This window comes from Brevibacillus antibioticus, from assembly GCF_005217615.1.
Taxonomy (GTDB): Bacteria; Bacillota; Bacilli; order Brevibacillales; family Brevibacillaceae; genus Brevibacillus; species Brevibacillus antibioticus.
Genome location: NZ_SZNK01000001.1, coordinates 6,047,931 through 6,067,968, shown reverse-complemented (window position 1 = coordinate 6,067,968; position 20,038 = coordinate 6,047,931). Strand labels below are relative to the sequence as shown.

Sequence of the window (20,038 nt, the reverse complement as noted above, 5' to 3'; positions counted from 1 at the left end):
AAAGAGGCGGTTCTCCCGCCTCTTTTTCGCCATTTCTTCATCAAATATCTTAATCATTTAATCCCTTTCCATCGAGAATTTGTTGCATACATTTTTCAATCCTTGCCTCTCGTGTTTTGGCTTGTTTGGGTGCTGAAAAATGAAGAAGGTAGGCTCTTTGCCGTCCCGGAGTCAATGCTTCAAAAGCAGTTTTCAAGGCAGGGATTTCATTCCATTTATTTTGCAATTCTTCTGGAATGATGTATTCTTCATGCTTTTTAAAGTCCACTTCCAAACCGGCTTTTTCAACTTCAATGGCTTCCTGAATATAGGCCTTTAGAATGGATTGGATTTCCATGATTTCTTCTACATTGGTGAACCGGATCTGCCGCGCAGCCTGTACATTCTCCGTTTGTTGAATGAGAATCCCGTGAGGATCCTTTAACAAGGCACCTTTTTGAAACAGAAGCGCACAATATTCTTTAAATCCATGTATTAAAACGATGTTTTTTTTCTCAAACGTGTAACAAGGATGCATCCACTTAAAATCTTCGGTCAACTCACAATCAAGAACAATACTTCTCAGCTTTTCGTATTCTGCCTTCCACTTTTTCGCCTTGCTTAAAAATTCATCAACCTTAGGATTCGTTTTACTTGTTGTCATCAAGGAACACCCCTCATCTAGTTGGTGTCATGTCCATTTTTAGTTTTGACATTATGGTATTTGTATTATTCTATCATCATTTATTCAGGTTCCGACAAAAAACGGTTTTCTTTTTGACCTTCATGAATGGAGTAATTTTATTGTGATAGAGGGAAAACTAACGGGAAATGTCAGATAGGGGAATACACATGATCTCAGAATTCAAGCGATTTTTACTCGGTAGACCTATGAAATCAAGTGAACTTGCCGAAGAAAAGTTAAATAAAGTGAAAGCTTTGGCGGTTCTTTCATCAGATGCTCTTTCTTCTGTCGCTTACGGAACAGAACAGATTCTTCTCGTGCTAATTACTTTGGGTGCAGTAGCGATGTGGTACTCTATCCCCATATCCATTGCGGTTGTTGGGCTTTTAACCATCCTCATTTTGTCTTACCGCCAAACCATCTTTGCTTATACAACTGGTGGTGGAGCATACATTGTCGCAAAGGAAAATTTGGGAACCACTACTGGACTAGTTGCAGGTGGCTCTTTGCTCGTGGATTACATTTTAACAGTTGCTGTGAGTACGTCTGCTTCTACAGACGCTATTACCTCAGCATTTCCAGTACTACATGAACATCGCGTTCTTCTTGCCTTGTTCATGATTGCAACCGTAACGGTATTAAATTTACGTGGAATAACAGAATCGGCAACGATTTTAATGTACCCTGTCTATTTGTTTGTTGCCGCTATTCTCGTATTGATTATTGGCGGCGGGTTTCAATGGTTGGCTGGAAATGTTCAAGCTCATCCCCCCGAATATGGGGCAGTTGTTCCGGGTATAACTTTATTCCTGCTCTTGAGAGCGTTTAGTTCAGGGTGTTCGGCATTAACAGGGGTAGAAGCCGTATCCAATGCGATTCCAAACTTCAAGGACCCCGCACCGAAAAATGCAGCATTGACTCTTATGATGATGGGACTCATCCTCGGTGTTATGTTCAGTGGCATTAGCCTGTTGGCTTATTTATATGGTATTTCACCAAATCCAAAGGAGACTGTGGTATCTCAAATCGCCTCTGCTGTTTTTGGACGAGGAATCATGTATTACTCGATCCAAGCTGTTACAGCACTTATTTTATTCCTGGCCGCTAATACTGCTTTTGCAGCCTTTCCTTTACTCGCCTTTATGTTTGCCAAGGACAGATTTATGCCAAATATGTTCATGGTTCGGGGAGATCGTCTTGGGTTTTCAAACGGGATTATTTTCTTGGCTATTCTTTCCGCCCTATTAGTGATTGCGTTTAAAGGAGAAACGGAAAACTTAATCCCTTTATATGCCCTTGGGGTTTTTATACCGTTTACCTTGTCACAAGCCGGAATGATGAAACGCTGGATTTCCCTAAAACCCCCCGGGTGGCTACTCCCTTTTGTTATCAATACGGTAGGAATGCTAACGACCCTTACCATTTGCCTCATCTTTTTACTTACAAAAATCTCACAAGTATGGCCGATTTTTGTGTTCCTGCCTATCGTCATCTTCATCTTTAGGAAGATCAATCAGCATTATAGAGATTTGGCAGATGAGTTACGACTTGATATGGAAACAGACAAACCCGAACCAAAAGGGAGTGTCATCGTTATTCCTGTGGCTGGGATTTCGCAGGTTGTGAAAAACACCATTAGTTATGCACAATCCTTATCAGACGACATTGTCGCGGTCTACGTCGGATTCAGTGATGAGGACATGAAAAAAATGGAGGAAAAATGGGATCTCTGGAATCCCGGAGTACGTTTGATTGTCCTGCGTTCACATTATCGCAGTATCATCAGACCTTTGTTTAAGTTTATTGATACGGTTGAGTGGAAAAAGGCAGAAACGGACCACGTTACTGTCATGATTCCACAGTTTATTACCAAGCGCTGGTGGCATAACTTACTTCATAACCAGACGAGTCTATTGATCCGCGCGTATTTATTCGCCCGCCAAGATGTAAAAATTGCTACGGTTCCATATCGGTTAAAGAAATGAAGCAGTATCCATTAAGCCATACACAACGAAGAAAACCCGTCCCTTTGTAAGGTGACGGGTTCCATCATTTTTGATTACCTTGATCATCACGACTCTGATTCAAATCCAGTATGAGCCTAAAATTAGATTGAAGGACAACCCAATCATACACTTTTTTTACGCGAATGATTTCCGGTTGAATACTATTGGGGGCTCCAAAGGTGACGGTAACCACAAAGCTGCATGAGGCCGTATTTCCTGACTGATCCCTGGCTGTGCAGGTGAGCATTGTCATTCCTACAGGAAAGTCCATGGTAAAAGTTGCAACTGCAATGGGGGCAGGGGGAGAAAAGGACCGTGTCATCCCATGACAGGTAATCGAGGTTACCCCACAAGTATCAGTGGCAGTGACTTCATAGGTAACCGTAGCGGAAGTTCGCCCTGGTAAAACAGGGACTGTGATATCCTCAGGGCAAGTGATGGTTGGAGGCTCGTCAATAACCGTGATGGTAAATGAACATACTTCCGTATTCCCAAATATATCTTGTGCTGTACAGGTGACAACAGTATCCCCCACTGGAAAAAGGGAGCCAGAAGGCGGAGAACAGGTAACTGTGACTCAGGGGCAGGTGGCAACAGGTGTTGGATAGTTTACGATCGGGCAGGGTACTACCATGTCAGGCGGGCAGGTTGGTGGCTGCACGCAGCCATTTAGCAAAACAGAAACATTGCCCGAATCCTCGTTTGCAGTAGCGATGTCAACTCTTCCGTCTCCGTTAAAATCAGCTACTGTAATGCTGAAAGGACCTGCTCCTGTAGGGAATTGAAAGGGAGTCGAGAACCCTCCTGACCCGTTGTTTATAAGTACAGAAACGTTATCAGAACCTGCATTTGGGGTAGCCAAATCAATGGCTCCATCACAATTAAAGTCCGCCGCTGTTATATCAAAAGGAAAGGCATCAGTGCCCAAGGGAAAGGGACTCCCTGCTGCTTCTGTAAAAGAACCGAATCCATTGTTTAGAAAGACGGTTACATTACTCGTAGCAATATTAGCGACAGCAATATCGATAGACCCATCACCATTTAAGTCAGCTGCTACAAGGCTAAGGGGGGATGATCCCCCTGGAAGTACAGAGAAACTCACTCCAGGAGTTTGGAACGTACCGTCCCCATTCCCGTTAAATATCGTTATATCATTCGTGTCCCGATTGGCAGTGGCCAGATCAAGCTTGCCATCCCCATTAAAGTCGGCCGCTACAATATCAAAAGGGGCCAAACCAGGGGTAGTGGCAAAAGGACTTCCTGGCGCCATGGTAAATACACCTGATCCATTATTCAACAAGACAGTAATGAAGCTAGTTCCTGTAATTTGGCCTACATTTGCTATAGCTAAGTCCACACCGTTTACACCATCAAAGTCCCCTGTAGCAATAGCAAAAGATTGCGAAACAGCAGGAAACACACCTGTACTATAAGCTACAGGTGCAGCAAAGGTGCCATCCCCGTTATTCAAAAGGATAAAAACGCGGTCATTGGGAGTTTGATCCGTTACAGCCAAATCAATGTGGCCATCTCCATTAAAATCTGCTGCTGCAATTTGCCCTAATAAAGACCCAGGGAACAAAGTATTGAAGGTTATCGTTTGCGATACGGAAAACACGCCGGAACCGTTGTTGATAAGAATAGAAACATCGTTGGACCCAATATTCACTACGGCTAGGTCTATTAAACCGTCTCCATTAAAGTCAGCAGATGTAATGCTGGATGGAGATGTCCCTCCCGTATCATATTCGACTGCGGGCTGAAAAAATGGGCAAGCCAAATTGGATTCACCCTTTCTTGTAGAAATACAGTCAGCCATTCCTTATCAACAATAAAGGATAAAAAATGCACGTGGTGCATACTATGCAAATGCCTTTGATCTTGATATTGCTGTTTAGGCAAACCCGTCTCCTCAAAACAGGGACGGGTTTGTTGTTTTTTGAGCATATATTGATTTTTTTAACCGATTGTTCCTTATACTTGAATTTATTCCTTTTACTGTTTTGCCCAAAACATCAGAATGTAATATATTCCTAAGGGTAATTATCCATTTTTAGAAATTAAAGGAGGACCATAATGATTTTTGCAAAAAAAATCACCAAACCGTTTCTAAGCTTTGCACTTATGTTTTCTGTTTTATTTTCTGGTCAGGGAATTGTGCTTGCAGAAGAAGATCATTATTCTGGGGATTTGATCCCTACTATGACAAGCAATACTGCTCCTAGTGGAACTGTTACTGCTAGTAGTATTTGGAGTGTGAACAATCATCAACCTTTTCATGCTTTCGATGATTCCGATGCAATGTACGGTTGGTGCAGTGCTGAAGGTGCTTTAACAGGCTGGGTAGCCTATGAATTCAATAATCCTGTAAAAATCGAAAAATATACACTTAAACCGCGAAAGAATAATATTGATGGTGTTAAGGAGCAACCGAAAACATGGACGTTTGAAGGCTGGGATGGAACAAATTGGGTAGTTCTTGATACTCAAACTGGTGTAACCGATTGGGCAATGGGTAAAATAAAAGAATTTACTTTCTCGAACCAGACTTCGTTTAACAAATACCGTATTAATATTACCGCGAACAACGGTTCTCGAAAGTTTGTGACTATTGGCGAAATGGAAATGATGGAGAAAGTCAATTCCACTCCCAATCCTGAGCCTGAGCCGGAACCGGAACCGGAACCGGAACCACAACCAGAACCACAACCAGAACCACAACCAAATCCAACTGGTGACGATGCTCTTCTTGTTATTAAAATGATCAGTGGACTCGAGAAAGAATTTGAACTATCTGCATCTGAAGTACAAGACTTCATCGTCTGGTACAATGGCCGTGCAGACGGACATGGCAAAGAAACATATATGTTCGATAAGGACTTTAACAAGGGACCATTTACTTCTAGAAAAGATTACGTAGCATTCAGTAAGATTCAATCGTTCGAAGTGATGGAATATACCAAATAACACGACGAGGCACCTCCTATCTAACAGGAAGGTGCCTCAAATTTTTGAAGACGCTGACGCCTGCTAGTGTGTAGGGGGAACGCCAACATATCTGTAGGTAATGATCTTTATGAATTCGTCTGTAGCTTATCCACATAGTAACAACCGTAAAAAAGCCCCCGAATAATTCGGAGGCAACCATTTAACTAATAGCTAATTATACTTCTCTAGAACTTCTTTCTTCAATTTATTAAACTGCTCAACATTTTTACCAAAATATTCACTTTCCTCTAAACTACGGTACGTATCAGTTGGTTGTGCTTTTTTAGCCTTTGTATTCTGCATACCTGCACTAATATCATATTTACCCTGATACATTCCAATAATTGCATATCCCGCTTTATCACCTGTATCTCTCAAGAATAATACGTAGGTACCTTCTTCATTCATGAGATTATAGCCTTCCACTGTATCAAAAACATCTCCCTCGAAATAAGCAGGCTCATATACAGAGATTGTATCTCCTTCTTTAAGACTTCCCTTGTGAACCTTCTGTATTTTTACTTCGGACTCTGAAGCAGTTTTTACATCACCTTCGCCAAGATTCCATCCTTTTAACGATCTCTTTCCAGTAAATTCAGCTTGCACTATATAGCCCGAGTACTTTTCAACCTCTTCGATATTTTCAAACAAAATAAAATCGGCCTGATTTATAACAACTCGATAATCTTTTTCAGTAGTGTTTAATTCTTTATAGGAAAATGCGCCTCCTATCAACAAAGCAATTGTAGCAACAGAAACAGCAATCAATTTTTTCATGACTCCACCTGCTTTCTCCTCGTACTTTCAGGATCAATTATTTTCGACTAATGTCGTAGGATCATATTGACCTGCAGTAACCCTCAAATTGTAATTGGAAGAAGACACATTGGATGTATCATAGTTACTATTAGCTCCAGAAATACCTTCATAGTCTTCTATAGCTTCGGTAACAGCACCTAGTAGATTCTCATCTGATACTGAAGCAGTGATATAGGTATCAATGAATGCATCACCCCTCGTTCATTCCGAGTAGGCTACATTGGTTACAGAAAAAGGTCCTAATAAGACTAATTTACTCTATGTTACAGTTAATGGAAATAACAACATGTAAAATCGGGTATTCTCCTACCTCTTTCCAGATTCGAAATTCTCCAACGCCCCCTTTTTTCTTGCCAAACAAAAAAAACAATTCTCTTGTGATCTCACCGTAAAAACAAGAACAACCCGCTAAGACACTAAGCCTAGCGGGCTCTTTACTACTATGATCCTCGGTAACAACTATGCACGTCCGTTCGCCTATTTAAAACGCATGAAGAGGCGGAAATGTCTGCCTCTTCATTTCTAATCAATTCCAAGCAAACCTCTGCTCTTTCCAAGGGTCACCTTGCCAATCCCAAGGTACCAATTACAAAAGCTCCATTTAACGGGGCGTTTTACATTGTCCAGAATTCATTCTCTTTTCCATTCGGATCAAGCACCCGAAGTGTCCTCAATACCTTCCTTCCAACCGAGGGAGGGGGGATTGATTGGTGCAGCAGCACATAGCCACTGCTGATCCTTCCCGTGCCGCCCCAAGAACTGTTGCACTCTTGTTTCTGGTTTCCCTAAACCGTAGAAAAAAGCCCAACTGCCCGTGTGTAGACAAGCATCGACCGAACCTCCACATCCTGTTGGGGTCAACGATCTAGTTGATCATGCCGTTTTCCGGAGTGACGGTAAAATCATAAAAAACCCCTTTTTTATTGATCGATGCTATAACGGTCGGTTTTCCCTTTTTCGTAAAGGTATACTCGTTGTATTTCGTTGAAACATTGTATCCTGTTAAATCCATATTAAAGATTTTCTTCACCATTGGATTAGCGGCAGAAATCGCTTTTTCTTTCGTATAGAACGGTTTGGCAAACACTTTTGGAATATCTCCGTCCGAAACATAGTTGCTATCTCTAAATTCATTGTACATGATAGCTGAAACCACTTTCCCTGTTTTCGCCCCGATGAAGACACTATGTGTACGGTCACGATCCATGAAGCTCCACACCTGATCCAAGTGATAGTCCGAATTCTTCAGGAGCGAGACCTCAGGGTGCAATGCTGTTACTTTTCCGTTTGATAGTGTCTTCATTGCCTTTTGCGCTGCATCGACTTCCTTGGGGTTCATTTTTTGGCTTGTATATTTTATCGAAACAAAGCTGAGCTTCCCTGTTGTCGCGTCGATGGATGCCGTTACATTCTCCCCCCTAAACACCCAACTGTTTTCTACATCCGAGCTGTTTCGATCTACCTTATCAAATGTAAAAGCCTGTGTGCCATCCATGCTTTTCAACGTGCTCATGACAGTATTTTGCAAATCTGTAGCCACTTCGCTGAACTTGAAGTTAACATGTACAGATACGACCGTTCCCTCTTTTTTGGTAACCAGAACCTCGCCTCTGTTGTCTTTGGCTGAGATCGCCCAACAATCGGCGTTCATCCCTGTAATCTCATCCAACTCGATCGGCAGACTGCCCGCCTCCTTCTGCATGGCTTGTTTGGCAGCCTCTACGACATTTTTGTCCAATTGTGCAAGTTTCTTCATTGGTTCCGGGGCCAATTGCGTCTGCGTGTCTGCATAAGCTGGTGCTGGCATGCTCGCAAATGGAACTACTGCTGACAACAGCAATGTCATTATACTAACGGCTAAAAACGTTTGTTTTTTCATTTCGTTGACTTCCCTTCTATTTTCAGATCACTTATTTGATCCAGCTGGAGGGATTTCGTGACAATGAACTTCATTTTTTTGCAGTTAAAAGACAAAAACACCCTTCACAGATTTTTCAATGTATTTTGCGCGTTCTTCCTCTCCAGACTGTTAGACACCACTCTCTATTAGGTAACGTTCACGCTAGATGTTCAAATATTAGATTCGCAAATTGTAAACAACATTAAAATTTTCACTCCTTTTAAAAATTTTGTCGAATCTCGTATGGCTGCCTTTATCAACTAAAGCCGAAAGACGAAGGGATAATTTGTCAAAAACTATCAAAATATGTCGATTTATTTATCTTTATTAAAAATATATCGTAATATAATATTAACAAGTAAAATTTGTAAGCATTTGGAGGGTTTTAAGTGGGTATATCACGTAGCGAGCGTAATGAAACTAGAAGAGAGGAAAGACATGAACGACTTCTAGCTTCAAATGCGAAAACTCAAGCAGAAGCAAATAAAACATCCAGAACATCTAGTAGTACCCAAGAAAATAATACAAATGCATCGAAGACATCCGTGCAAAATACTATTCAAGATAAAGTTGAAATTAGTGCTGCGGCAAGAACAGCAGCAAGTATGGTGCCGGTAACGTCAAAGCCTACTGCTACTCCAGTAGAGAATAAAACGGATAATAAAAGCTCTAACTTACTATCTACCGCAGGAAGTGCTGCTATACCTGGAGGCGCTTCTGGAGTATGGCGTGGCTATAAAGAGTATCAGAATAGGGTAGAAGTTCAGAAGGCTGCTGTTAATAAAAATGGTCCAACAGCTGCTCCACGCATTGCACCCTTTGATCCCAAAGGATCAGCTATTAAAGGCGCAGGCGTTGGTGCTGTAGTAGGGGTCGCAGCAGAAACCGCAAAAAACATTTATGATCATTACGACAACATTTCCAAAACAAAGGGAACCAAAGAAGCTATTGCACAAGCAGTTGAAGATAAATTCATTGCTCCCTTCGAACCTTATGCTTCTATGCCAACTGCTAAAGAAATAAGAGACTCAAAAGATAAGAAGGACAGGAAAGAAAGTATCTCAGATCGAATTGGAAGAGAAGCACAAGATGCTGTTGAAAAGGTTAAAGACTTTTTTAAAAGGTAAGTTCTCAATAAGTAATTAATCTGAAGGTATTAATGGGTGCTGCCCTCCTCAGTTTGCTCTGAAGGAGGGCTTCACTATTATTTGGGGATACCTAATGCGTCAAGCAAAGCGTTCGCTGCGTAGTGAGTTGCTTCTCTCACTCCTGGATCGTTATCACTCGCCACCGAGGACATCATTGAACTTGAGCACGAGAAAGTAATCATGCAAACTGTATTCTCCAGAAGCGTACTCGATACATATGGTGAAGCTGTTGGCGGTCCTGGGCGAAGGGTACCATGCAAATTTATTTCATTTGAAACGAATTAAGGCGGTTTCCCGCCTCTTTTTTATTCCAATCAATCCCAAGCAAACCTCTGCTCTTTCCAAGGATCACCGTACATATGCTTGCGTAACCATTAAGTGATTATTAAACACTTAAACCCGTCTCCTCAAAACAGGGACGGGTTATTTTCTAGCCATATAAGTAAACCCTTTTTTCAGCAAGGATTTTACACTTCATATTTATGGTTTCGTTTCAATGATATCATTGGTTCATTTTCCCAAACGAATCGATGGCTTGGTGTAACATTATTAGAGCCAATACAATATAAGCAACTATTTCTTTTTGGTTCTTATTTTTTTTGAAAATTAACAATGATACGGGCAATAAAAACAACAAGGTGCATACGACAAATATGATGGCTACCATATTGACTAACCATCCTTTCTTTTTAAGTATGAGCCTATATCCTTCCAAAAATAATTATAATCTAAGAACGATCCGCAGAAAAACTACTTAACTGCGGATCGCTTAACATTAATTAGTATGGAGTAATATCATACTTTAGTATTTTAGATGTAGTTTCTAAATCTTCTCTTCCCGATGTACTGGAATCATAAATTTTGTAAGTAAGAACAGCACCTGCTGCCCCTTCAGCAATTAAAGGAAGTATCATTTCCCACGTTACCAAAGCAACACCAAGCTTGAGCCCCTCTTAAATCGCTCCTAGCATCTTCTACTTTGCCCTTATGAATTTCGTCGTAAGAGCAAATGTTGTATATCCCACCCGTTTGACAATCACAAGTTATGGAATATACCAAATAACACGAAGAGGCACCTCCTGTAAAACAGGCAGGTGCCTCGCACTTTTTAAGACACTATTTATACTGAAAGAATTCCCCGAACCACTCTGAAGGGGATCGATGTTTGGTAACCTTTAGATAGATTTATTGACCTAAAACTTTAATTAGTTGTTTTTGGATATTTTTAGTTCCATCTCCAATTTGTCCGAAAGAATTGCCTCCCCATCCGAAAGCAGCTCCTTCCGCACTTACACCCAAAGAATGAATATTTCCAGACGATAAAGTTTTATAACCCTTTAAATTAGTAATTTCAACCGGTAAGGAGTAATTAGTTATCTCTCCATTACCAAATCCTCCATGTCCATTGCTACCCCACGCCCATACTGTTCCATCCTCTTTTTTGGCAAAAGAGTAATATCTACCAGCTTCAACTTCTGTTACATTTTCAAGATTCATAACTTGTACTGGAGTATATTGGGTGGTCTTTTTATTAATACCTAATTGTTCATATGAATTCTCTCCCCAAGCCCATACTGTCCCATCACTTTTCAAGGCCAAGGAATAATTGTAACCTGTTGAAATATCAATAATATCCGTCATTCCTTCGATTTGCACAGGTACCTTTGAATTATAAGTATTTTTCCCCAGACCAGATTGGCCGTATTGATTGTCTCCCCATGCCCATACAGTTCCATCATTTTTTAACGCAAGAGAATGGGAACTCCCTGCTTTGACTTTTTTCACATCATCTAGATTTGCTACCTTAACAGGAATCTTGGAAGCCTTAGTTAAAGCTTCGTCGCCTAGCCCTAGTTCATTCTTCCCCCAAGCCCATACACTTCCATTTTCTTTCAACACCAAGTTAAATTGCGATCCCGCCGTAATATCTTTCACTTCATCAAGTCCTACCATTTGAGTAGGTGTAGTTACCGCACTCCCACTTGGGCTACCAACTTGCCACTGTCCATTAGCCCCCCAAGCCCATACTGTTCCATCATTCTTTAATGCCAATGAATGTGATCCAGAACCTGCATCAATCTTTATAACATTACCTAGTCCAGACACTTGTTTTGGGACTGTACTCTCTTTAGTAGAGCCATCCCCTAATTGTCCGAATAAATTATGCCCCCAAGCCCATACTGTTCCATCTGATTTAAGAGCAAGTGAGTGATAACTACCAGCACTTACCAACTCAATCTTTTCGTGATCTTCACATGCAAATGCTTGTCCAACAGGCATCAACAGCAAAGCGGAAACTAGAAGACTTACTGATAATTTTTTCATCTTTTTCATGATTATCTCCTTTAAGTTATGATTTAATATTTTTTTGTTTACTATCATCCGAATATGCTAAAGACTTCCATTTAATGATAATTTGTATTTGTTTTGATGCTCCTTGTATAAGTTTTTAAAACAGCACAGTTATGTCGCGCTTGCAAAGTTCTTAGAATTCCATCCTCCTCTCAGTGAATCTGCTGTGTAATGCACTACATCCCTCGCTTTCAGGTCTGGACTTTCAGTGGTATAAACTCCTGCTGCTGCCCTAGTTATTGATTTTCTAATTCTATTTTACCGAATATTTCTTTGCTCGCTGAAAACGCCGGAAGTGTAAACTTGTGTCACCAAGTGTAAGCCCATGAAAACAAAAAAGAGGCGGATAATCTCCGCCTCCTTTCCCCGATCAATCCCAAGCAAACCTCTGCTCTTTCCAAGGATCACCGTACATACTCTTGTGTAACCATTAATTGTTATTAATCATGTAAACCCGTCTCCTCAAAACAGGGACGGGTTGTTTCTTAATAATATTGTTATTACATTTGGCATTGGGTTATCTAATTTCTGCGGCTATTCCCTAGCTTCTTGCTTTAATTTTTTTCTTTTTCATCTGAGATATTAAAAGCCTTTTTAAAATTTGGTACTGTTTGATCTTCCAAATGAGGTCCAGTAGTTGCTGTACCTGTATTACCAGATACCGCAATTTCTTCTCCTCTACTTACAGATTCACCTGTAGAAACAGATTTGGATTTTAGATGGAGAAACCTAATTACAAGCTTTTTATCTGTGTCAGGATCTCTATCTTTTGTTTCAATTGCCACATAATTACCTGCACTTAACCAAAAACCTGCACTTAAAACTGTTCCTTTTTGAGGACTATATACAGGCTCTTTATTTACTGCAATATCCATTCCTTTATGATCCTCAGAATATCCCCTACTTAGTTTAGTATCAGTAGTAACCCAATCCCAATTAAAATCGTCATATGGATTTATGCCTGATGCGTAAGCTGTTCCATTTCCCGTACTGACAACTGCTGATATTGCGAGAGCTAGACTAAGAATACCTACCTTTAACCTCTTTGTACTTCCATAACTTTCAATATACGGATATTATTACTATTAAGATTATATTAATCATTCAAATAATCGTCAATCAATTTAGATATTATTATGGTAAAAGGTGGGAATTCACATGTACAAAAAGTTAAAAGTATTCTTGGTGCTTTCTGTCGTTTCAATAGCTGGCTGTACTACTAGTAACAATGCGTCATCCATGCCAGCAAGTCCCCAGCCTCAATCTGTAGACTATAATAAAAAGCTAGAAATTCTTGATCGATTAGAGAACCACGACACTACCTTAAGTCGAATGACGGAAATACTAGCGATTGAATGGCATCATTTATTTACACAAAAGAATGAAGAGGATTTATTGAATACTTATTTTTATCTCACTTGGAATTTACACCCAGAAGAAAAAGAACGAGTAAAGAAAGAATTATCTACAACCCATAAAGAGCTCGCAACATACTTGGATATGCAGAAAAAAGGCATCCTTCCCGCAAAGGAAGTACATGTAAAGAATATTATGGCTGAAAGAAATCCCGATGATGACGGTTATCTCGTAAAAGCATGTTACCTTCTCACACTAAATGACGGCTCATCGAAAGAGGTTTGGGTAGAACTTAATGCAGACGACAATATGGAAACCTTTAATCCTCGTTTCGACACTTTGGATATTGGTGAAAGTCTTCCTGAGCCTAAAAATGAACAAGAGGAATTACGTCGTGAATTTATTCTTAGGGCACTTGACTACAATGTGATTAATAAAATGACTTATGATGAAATTTTAGAAATGATCGATATGAAACCGGTCGATACAAAGTAAACCTATGTAAAATAAAGTGTACGTTTTGTGTACTCGCAGATTCCTGATACAAAAAACCATTTCACAGTAAAGAACCCGTCTACTTAAAAAAGAGACGGGTTTGCTATTTCTTGAATGCATTCTGGCATGGCGTTTTTAGGGCTTCCTCCTCACTAAGCTTTTACAGCCGTTACATGATCCATCGATATCCATTGGCTATCTTCATCAGTCACAAACTTAATTCTCCTGCCGTTCTGATCGATCCACTTAACTAGGCATAGCTACAAGCGCATATTACGTCAATGCTCCGAGGCGTCGGTTTCATCGCATAGTAATTTCCTATAATCCGTAATACCTTGCGCTCAAGGAATAGGCAAATAAAATTGAGTTCCAAATAACACTTTCAAAGGCTTAATTGTTTTAGTCAACAACAAACCCATAAATCCAAAAGCCAAACGACAAATTTCGTCAATATAATCAGAACTTTAGTTGTATAATTACTTCGCCCAAAGTTTTCCAATATAACTATTTGTAACAAAAATAAAATAGATAACTGCATTCATTAATCAAATTCAAGATTGGAGGAATGTACATGGTAAGGTATTTCCTTGTTTTTCTACTCAGTTGCGTCGTCTTCATCTCAGGATGTACACAAGAAAGTCAAACTGCATCGAAACAGGCTATCCCTGAAGGATTTGAGGCATTAACATTAACAGATCAGCAGAAAAAAGAGATTTTTGAAGCTGCGGAAAAAGTAGGGGTGGATAAAGTCTTTGTGCCCTCTTTCGTAAGAAAAGGACAAAAGCTAGAGAAAATCGTTACAGGTGATCAGGTATTGTATTTCAGTTTACTTTTCTCCAATGAAAACGAAGACACCTACCTGAATGTTCAAGAGTCACCAGGAGAAGTTTTATTGGGGGGTGTTATTATCGAAGAGAAAGAGACAAAAATAAACAACGATATTCCGGCCAAATGGATATCCTTCTCTAACCATAAAGATAATATCGAAGGGGCTTCATCCGGACTATATTTCCAGCAGGACACTACCTTTATTATGATTAGTGAAAAGGTAAATGGGAAGAAAAATGAATTTACAAAATCTGCCGAGGAAGTTGCTACATTTTTAAAACCACTCATAAAATAGAGAATATCCCAACGGATTCGAGAGGAAATCCGTTGGGATAATTTTTAATCTACTTGGAATCCACCCGCACTTCCAGTTGATTCGCAGAAATCTACGGAGATGGTGTTTCCGTTTTTTAGTTTTAAAGGCTTATCAATACTATATTGGTACAAGTCACGATTCTTATAATCTTCACCACCACTCCATGCTTTACACTGCCATAAATAGGTGACTCCGCTTACCTTTTCATCAATGTACTTCACTACATAGTAACTTCCATATACCCCAATTTTAAAACCATCACCATTATTATCTTGCTTGTAATTTTTCATCTCCTTTACTATGCCTCTAAAGTAATCATCAATCGCTTCGAATTCACGGTTACTCTCAATCTGCATGTCTACTGCAAAATAGATCGGCGTATCATATGGCTGACCAGCTTCCTCTGCTTGTCGAATGGCACTTCTGCAAGCCTTTTTCCCGTTGCTAAACGTAAACTCATCGATATCTCGTCCACCATTCTGATAAACAGCTACAATATTTAATCCAGCATTAGAAATGAGCCTTGCCTCTTCTCTGGTCAACCGCTTCCAATCCGACTCACCATAATAACGTCCGATAAATTTGTACCCCTCATCCTTAATAGCTCTCAAATTACTTTTCGTTGAGTTATTCTTACCTGCGTAATCAATGCCTTTCGCCATGCTTCATTTCTCCTTTGAGTGTAATAGATAAGCAACAGTTTTTGACCGGTCATTGTCGCTTTCACCTATCTAGGAAAAAAACAGGGGTAAAACGGAACAGCCTTGCTAAAAAAATTGTAAAGAATTTTTCATCCCCTGATTTTCTCAATAAACCGTGTCGTAATCTCCTGAATTCCCTCTTCTTTTGGTAGCTTAAGAAAACCAGCTAGGGAGTCAATTTCAGATTGCATTTCTTCCAAAATCCTTATTAATGCTTCGTTATCTCCACTTTTTGCTCGATCGACCATTAAACTGAATGCTTGATCAAGTATTGTTGTAGTTTCTTCAGGCTCCGAATTTTGCATTGATTCACTCCTCTTTCCCCCATTTGTAAGTTTTCTCCGACATCTTTTGCTGTGAAACCTTCTAGGACGATCTTGCGGATAACGTGCCTTTCCTTTTCATTGGATAGTTGCCGTAACAACTCTTCAACATAAAGGCTTCCGTCGTGATTTACCGTGCCCTGCTGCCTGCCAAAGTCGTCCAGAATCGGGCATTCGTTACGCAGCCTCTTTCTTTCTCTATAGTTCAAGTTCCAGGCAATGCGTCGCAAAATTGTTCTGCATTCCTCTTTCGTCAAACGCTCACCTACTTTCTAGATTAGTTGAGTTTCACAACCACAAAACCCAAAAACAAGATCATACGTTCGCTTTTCAAACAAAAAATAAACGTCCCAGATTCACACTGGCACGCCTCAACCCCCAATTGCTCATATCCATTTTACCAAATATTACAACTCGATTACTGAAAGCGCCCGTTGTGTAAACTTTTGTAAATAAATGCATTATCCCTATTGAGACAAACCTACGCTCTATGGAAGTACCGATTCAATCGCTTTTAGAATCTGCGTTTGTGCTTCCTCTTCAGCGCCCGTGAAAACCTTGGGGAACAAGTGTCGATGGGGATGGAGAAAAACTTTCGCAAAGGAGGATGGCAAGCTAGTTGTTTACGAACCAGAAGCCGCAATAGTCAAACGTATCTTTGTTTTGTATAAAACAAAAGGATCACAGTAAGATACATCCTTTACAATCCGGTTTATATAGGAAAAAAGAGATGGATGGATAACTTGATAGATGGTGATCATGAAGCCCTTGTTTCAGAAGAAGATTTCGAAGCAGCAGCTATTCTTTCTAAGAAACGGTTGATATCCCGTGAGAAGACTAATGTTTGCTTTCCGTTTACCGGCATTTTAAAATGCGCCCGATGCGGAAGCCCCCTCCAAGGTGGGGAGAAAAAGCAATAGCTTAAAAATTACCGTTATTACAGATGTAGTGCTCGATTTGCTCAAGGAATATGCGAAATACCCATAATCGCTGAAGACACTGTCGAAAAGCTCATGCTTGAACAAATGGATTTCATTATTGATGGTTCATGGCAAAAAGAAATCGAAGTCGCAAACGATCATCATATTACCTTTACTGTTCCTGATCACGTACAATTAGAACGTGAATTGAGTGAAATACAAAAACGGAAAAAGAAATGGCAGATGGCTTTTGCTAAGGATGTAATTAGCGTAGATGACCTCAAACTCCGCATGCATGAAGAAAATGAACGCGAAGAGACTATCAGGGCTCAACTCATGTCAGAATCATCTATGGTTAAAACGATACCTAAGTTGTCAAAAAAAGATGTTATGACATTTGCAAAGAGCATAAAGGAAAGCTGGCCACATCTTGAACTTGATCACAAGAAAGTAATTATGCAAACTGTATTCTCCAGAATCGTAGTAGATACATAAAGTGAAGCTGTTGGTGGTCCGGTAGAAGAGTGGCATGCAAAATTATTTCATTGAAACAAATTAAGAGGCGGTTTCCCGCCTCTTTTTATTCCCCAATCAATCCCAAGCAAACCTCTGCTCTTTCCAAGGATCGCCATACATATTATACCCGTTCTTCTCCCAAAACCCTTGCTTGTCTTTCTCCATAAACTCAATCCCACGCACCCACTTGGCGCTTTTCCAGAAGTAGAGATGCGGAATGACAAAGCGCAGCGGCCAGCCGTGTTCAGGGGTCAAATCCTCGCCGTTATGTTTCGTAGCGAACAGATTGCCGTTTTTCACGAAGTCAACAAGCGGAATGTTCACAGTCCATCCGTGCTCAGCGTGCAGCATGACGTACTTTGCTTCCGGCTTCACCTTTACCCGCTTCAGTACTTCCTCTACGGGAATGCCTTCCCATTCATTGTCCAGCTTGCTCCAGCCTGTCACGCAGTGAATATCGTTAGTCGTGCCGCCTCTTGGCAGAGCCATCATTTGTTCGTAGGTCAGCGTTACTTCTTCCTCGACGAGACCGAAAAGGCGAAAGCTCCACTCCGTAGACAGATCTGTATATTCGGGAACCTCTCCATAGTGCAGGACAGGAAAGCCTGTCGTCTGTTTTTGATTCGGTGGAATGCGATCGCGCTTGGTATCAGCCGCTGGGTTGATAAACATGTTGTTTCCACTCCCTCGATTGCCAGTCTCTTATTTTCCAACCCGCAAAAGGGCGTGATCTACCTTGATGCACATGTCCTGCACAACGTCGATGCCTTGATCTGCAACCAATTTAGCCGCGTCTTCGTTGGCAATGCCTTGTTGCATCCAGAACACTTTTGGCTTGTTCTGCATCTTCAATGCATCCTCTGCAACAGGCACCATGTCTTCGCTGCGACGGAACACATTGACGATGTCGACTGGCTGATCGATCTCAGACAGGCTAGCAAGCACTTTTTCGCCCAAAACCGTTTCACCCGCGATGATAGGATTGACCGGGATGATTGTGTAGCCGACGTTCTGCATAGCTTGCGATACCATATAGCTGGTGCGGTCTGGCTTGTTGGATAGACCCACTACTGCGATCGTTTTTGCATCCTCCAGCAGTTGACGACGTGCTTCGTTACTTGGATTTTGTGCCATGTAAAACACTCCTTTTTATATTGAAATGAGAACTGGAACTACCTCTTATTCACTACGGCTAGAAACAAACTCAACAATCGTGCGCGTCATTGCTCCTGTACCGCCAGCTGGTTGCATATCGCCAGCACTTGCTGTGTACGCCGTACCCGCGATGTCCAGATGTACCCACGGCGTGTCGCCAACGAATTCTTGCAGGAAAACACCGCCGATAATGCCATGTCCATAACGTCCACCCGAGTTTTTCAAATCGGCAAAGCGGCTCTTGTTGAGGCTGCGGTATTCATCGAAGGTAGGAAGCTGCCACAAACGCTCACCCGCCACGTCTGCTGCGTTCATCAGCTCATCCAACAGTGCTTTGTCGTTGGTCATGGCGCCAGAGCAGAAATGACCGAGTGCAACCACGATACCACCCGTCAAGGTAGCGGCATCCACCAGGCAAGACACTCCTTGCTCTTTTGCATAGGTGATGCAATCAGCCAGTACGAGACGACCTTCTGCGTCTGTCGTAATGATCTCTACTGTTTTGCCGCTCATAGTCGTGATGACATCGCCTGGACGGAATGCTGATCCGGATGGCATGTTTTCCACGGTACCGACGACAGCCAGGACGTTTACTTTTGGTTTAATCTGTCCCAGTGCCTCCAATGCGCCGATCATCGAAGCCGCTCCACCCATGTCCGACTTCATGTCTTCCATGCCTGCTACTGGCTTGATGGAGATTCCACCTGTATCAAATGTCACGCCTTTACCGATCAAGCCGATGACATCGTCCCACGTGTCTCTTCCTTGATATTTGACTGCCACGACATAAGGCTCGAGCTCGCTGCCTTGTGCAACAGAGAGCACTCCGCCCATCCCCAGCTCTTCCAGCTTCGCTTTTTCCATGACTTCCACAGCCATGCCATAGCGCTCTGCTACCTCGACCATCGCATCCTTCAAAGCGCGTGGAGTCAAGTAGTTAGCTGGTTCATTGACGAGGGTGCGCGCCAGATTCGTCCCGGATACGAGCGCCGAACCACGTGCAACACCTGTCTGTACCAATGAAGCATCGGCATCTGCTGCCAAAATCTGCACCGTCGCAATTGGGTCAAACTCACGCTTTGCCTTTTGACGGTAGCCCTCGTAGTTGTATTCAGCGAGTCCAAATGCTTCCGTCACTGCCTGCGCCAGACGGTCAGCACTCAGATGCTCTGTTGTTGGCAAATCAATAACCACTGTTTTGCCGTTGCCTTTTCCCACAACCGTCTTCGCTGCACGTCCCCATGCATTTCGGGCTGCGACGAAATCAAATTTCCCTGGTTCACCCATCCCGACGATCAACAGTTTTTTTGCAGCTACGCTGTTCATGCCGTGAACAACCGTAATTTCCTTTGCCTCACCCGTAATTTCCTTGTCCTGCTGCAAGCCACTCAGACTACCTCCAAAAGCTTCGTCCAATTCCGGGTATACTTGCGAAATCTCCTCACCCTTCCATAGCGGGACAATTAGTTCATCACATGTGATATTGACAAGCTGTATGCGATTTTCTACTGCTACTTTCATATACTCTTCCCTCTTTCTGTGTGGTAGGAT

The 20,038-nt window shown here is 41.6% G+C and carries 20 protein-coding genes and 1 pseudogene; 7 read left to right on the top strand and 14 right to left on the bottom strand.

Annotation, left to right across the window (positions count from 1 at the left end):
- Positions 1 to 49: 49 nt before the first annotated feature.
- The gene (locus E8L90_RS29225) at positions 50 to 643 is read right to left on the bottom strand and encodes a YdeI/OmpD-associated family protein (RefSeq protein ID WP_137033032.1); all 594 of its coding nucleotides are present in this window, start codon (positions 641 to 643) and stop codon (positions 50 to 52) included.
- A gap of 188 nt (positions 644 to 831) precedes the next feature.
- Here E8L90_RS29225 and E8L90_RS29220 point away from each other — a divergent pair, with 188 nt between their 5' ends.
- Entirely contained in the window at positions 832 to 2,649 is a 1,818-nt protein-coding gene (locus tag E8L90_RS29220) for an APC family permease (RefSeq protein ID WP_137033030.1), read from the top strand.
- Positions 2,650 to 2,713: 64 nt separating this feature from the next.
- On the opposite strand, the gene E8L90_RS31180 is transcribed toward E8L90_RS29220, so the two are convergent.
- From E8L90_RS31180 to E8L90_RS29215, 3 genes and pseudogenes are all read right to left on the bottom strand, one after another.
- Positions 2,714 to 2,941: an HYR domain-containing protein gene (locus E8L90_RS31180; protein WP_279633717.1), complete on the bottom strand. Its 228-nt coding sequence runs from the start codon at positions 2,939 to 2,941 to the stop codon at positions 2,714 to 2,716.
- Between the two features lie 198 nt (positions 2,942 to 3,139).
- Positions 3,140 to 3,229: pseudogene (locus E8L90_RS31175) on the bottom strand (HYR domain-containing protein); the annotation flags it as partial.
- 18 nt (positions 3,230 to 3,247) lie between these two features.
- Positions 3,248 to 4,450 carry an FG-GAP repeat domain-containing protein gene (locus E8L90_RS29215; protein ID WP_244297458.1) on the bottom strand — a complete coding sequence of 401 codons (1,203 nt, stop codon included), beginning with the start codon at positions 4,448 to 4,450 and terminating at the stop codon, positions 3,248 to 3,250.
- Positions 4,451 to 4,746: 296 nt separating this feature from the next.
- On the opposite strand from E8L90_RS29215, the gene E8L90_RS29210 reads away from it, so the two are divergent.
- Positions 4,747 to 5,637: a discoidin domain-containing protein gene (locus E8L90_RS29210; RefSeq protein WP_137033028.1), complete on the top strand. Its 891-nt coding sequence runs from the start codon at positions 4,747 to 4,749 to the stop codon at positions 5,635 to 5,637.
- A 192-nt stretch (positions 5,638 to 5,829) separates the two neighbouring features.
- On the opposite strand, the gene E8L90_RS29205 is transcribed toward E8L90_RS29210, so the two are convergent.
- The gene (locus E8L90_RS29205) at positions 5,830 to 6,435 is read right to left on the bottom strand and encodes a hypothetical protein (protein ID WP_137033026.1); all 606 of its coding nucleotides are present in this window, start codon (positions 6,433 to 6,435) and stop codon (positions 5,830 to 5,832) included.
- Positions 6,436 to 7,342: 907 nt separating this feature from the next.
- Positions 7,343 to 8,356 (bottom strand): hypothetical protein, encoded by a 1,014-nt coding sequence (locus E8L90_RS29200; RefSeq protein ID WP_137033025.1) that lies wholly within the window; start codon positions 8,354 to 8,356, stop codon positions 7,343 to 7,345.
- A gap of 410 nt (positions 8,357 to 8,766) precedes the next feature.
- Here E8L90_RS29200 and E8L90_RS29195 point away from each other — a divergent pair, with 410 nt between their 5' ends.
- Complete coding sequence (locus E8L90_RS29195) at positions 8,767 to 9,504, top strand: hypothetical protein (RefSeq protein ID WP_137033023.1); 738 nt, start codon at positions 8,767 to 8,769, stop codon at positions 9,502 to 9,504.
- 1,206 nt (positions 9,505 to 10,710) lie between these two features.
- Here the strand turns inward: E8L90_RS29195 and E8L90_RS29190 are convergent.
- A complete protein-coding gene (locus E8L90_RS29190) occupies positions 10,711 to 11,859 on the bottom strand; it encodes an RCC1 domain-containing protein (RefSeq protein WP_162309128.1) in 1,149 nt (382 codons plus the stop codon).
- Positions 11,860 to 12,431: 572 nt separating this feature from the next.
- Complete coding sequence (locus tag E8L90_RS29185) at positions 12,432 to 12,752, bottom strand: M23 family metallopeptidase (RefSeq protein WP_137033020.1); 321 nt, start codon at positions 12,750 to 12,752, stop codon at positions 12,432 to 12,434.
- Between the two features lie 283 nt (positions 12,753 to 13,035).
- Between E8L90_RS29185 and E8L90_RS29180 the strand changes: the two genes are divergently transcribed.
- Positions 13,036 to 13,728: a hypothetical protein gene (locus tag E8L90_RS29180; RefSeq protein WP_137033019.1), complete on the top strand. Its 693-nt coding sequence runs from the start codon at positions 13,036 to 13,038 to the stop codon at positions 13,726 to 13,728.
- Between the two features lie 571 nt (positions 13,729 to 14,299).
- Positions 14,300 to 14,851, top strand: a complete 552-nt coding sequence (locus E8L90_RS29170) for a hypothetical protein (RefSeq protein ID WP_137033017.1) — start codon at positions 14,300 to 14,302, stop codon at positions 14,849 to 14,851.
- A 44-nt stretch (positions 14,852 to 14,895) separates the two neighbouring features.
- Here E8L90_RS29170 and E8L90_RS29165 read toward each other — a convergent pair whose 3' ends face one another.
- The 3 genes from E8L90_RS29165 to E8L90_RS31490 form a co-directional block, all read right to left on the bottom strand.
- A complete protein-coding gene (locus E8L90_RS29165; protein ID WP_137033015.1) occupies positions 14,896 to 15,534 on the bottom strand; it encodes a DUF1906 domain-containing protein in 639 nt (212 codons plus the stop codon).
- Positions 15,535 to 15,662: 128 nt separating this feature from the next.
- On the bottom strand, positions 15,663 to 15,878 hold the full coding sequence (locus E8L90_RS30025) for a hypothetical protein (protein ID WP_162309021.1): 216 nt from the start codon (positions 15,876 to 15,878) through the stop codon (positions 15,663 to 15,665).
- Entirely contained in the window at positions 15,821 to 15,997 is a 177-nt protein-coding gene (locus tag E8L90_RS31490; RefSeq protein WP_482758299.1) for a sigma factor-like helix-turn-helix DNA-binding protein, read from the bottom strand. Before E8L90_RS31490 ends, E8L90_RS30025 begins: the two co-directional genes overlap by 58 nt.
- 579 nt (positions 15,998 to 16,576) lie before the next feature.
- Between E8L90_RS31490 and E8L90_RS29155 the strand changes: the two genes are divergently transcribed.
- Positions 16,577 to 16,816 carry a recombinase family protein gene (locus tag E8L90_RS29155; RefSeq protein WP_137033011.1) on the top strand — a complete coding sequence of 80 codons (240 nt, stop codon included), beginning with the start codon at positions 16,577 to 16,579 and terminating at the stop codon, positions 16,814 to 16,816.
- Positions 16,817 to 16,909: 93 nt separating this feature from the next.
- On the top strand, positions 16,910 to 17,311 hold the full coding sequence (locus E8L90_RS29150) for a hypothetical protein (RefSeq protein WP_137033009.1): 402 nt from the start codon (positions 16,910 to 16,912) through the stop codon (positions 17,309 to 17,311).
- A 96-nt stretch (positions 17,312 to 17,407) separates the two neighbouring features.
- Here the strand turns inward: E8L90_RS29150 and E8L90_RS29145 are convergent, their stop codons facing one another.
- Genes E8L90_RS29145 through E8L90_RS29135 form a run of 3 tightly spaced genes read right to left on the bottom strand, consistent with a single transcriptional unit; the run spans position 17,408 to position 20,008 of the window.
- Positions 17,408 to 18,004, bottom strand: a complete 597-nt coding sequence (locus E8L90_RS29145; RefSeq protein ID WP_137033007.1) for a sulfite oxidase-like oxidoreductase — start codon at positions 18,002 to 18,004, stop codon at positions 17,408 to 17,410.
- 30 nt (positions 18,005 to 18,034) lie between these two features.
- Positions 18,035 to 18,466 (bottom strand): CoA-binding protein, encoded by a 432-nt coding sequence (locus E8L90_RS29140; protein WP_137033005.1) that lies wholly within the window; start codon positions 18,464 to 18,466, stop codon positions 18,035 to 18,037.
- 45 nt (positions 18,467 to 18,511) lie between these two features.
- Positions 18,512 to 20,008 carry a leucyl aminopeptidase gene (locus E8L90_RS29135; RefSeq protein ID WP_137033003.1) on the bottom strand — a complete coding sequence of 499 codons (1,497 nt, stop codon included), beginning with the start codon at positions 20,006 to 20,008 and terminating at the stop codon, positions 18,512 to 18,514.
- Positions 20,009 to 20,038: the final 30 nt, after the last annotated feature.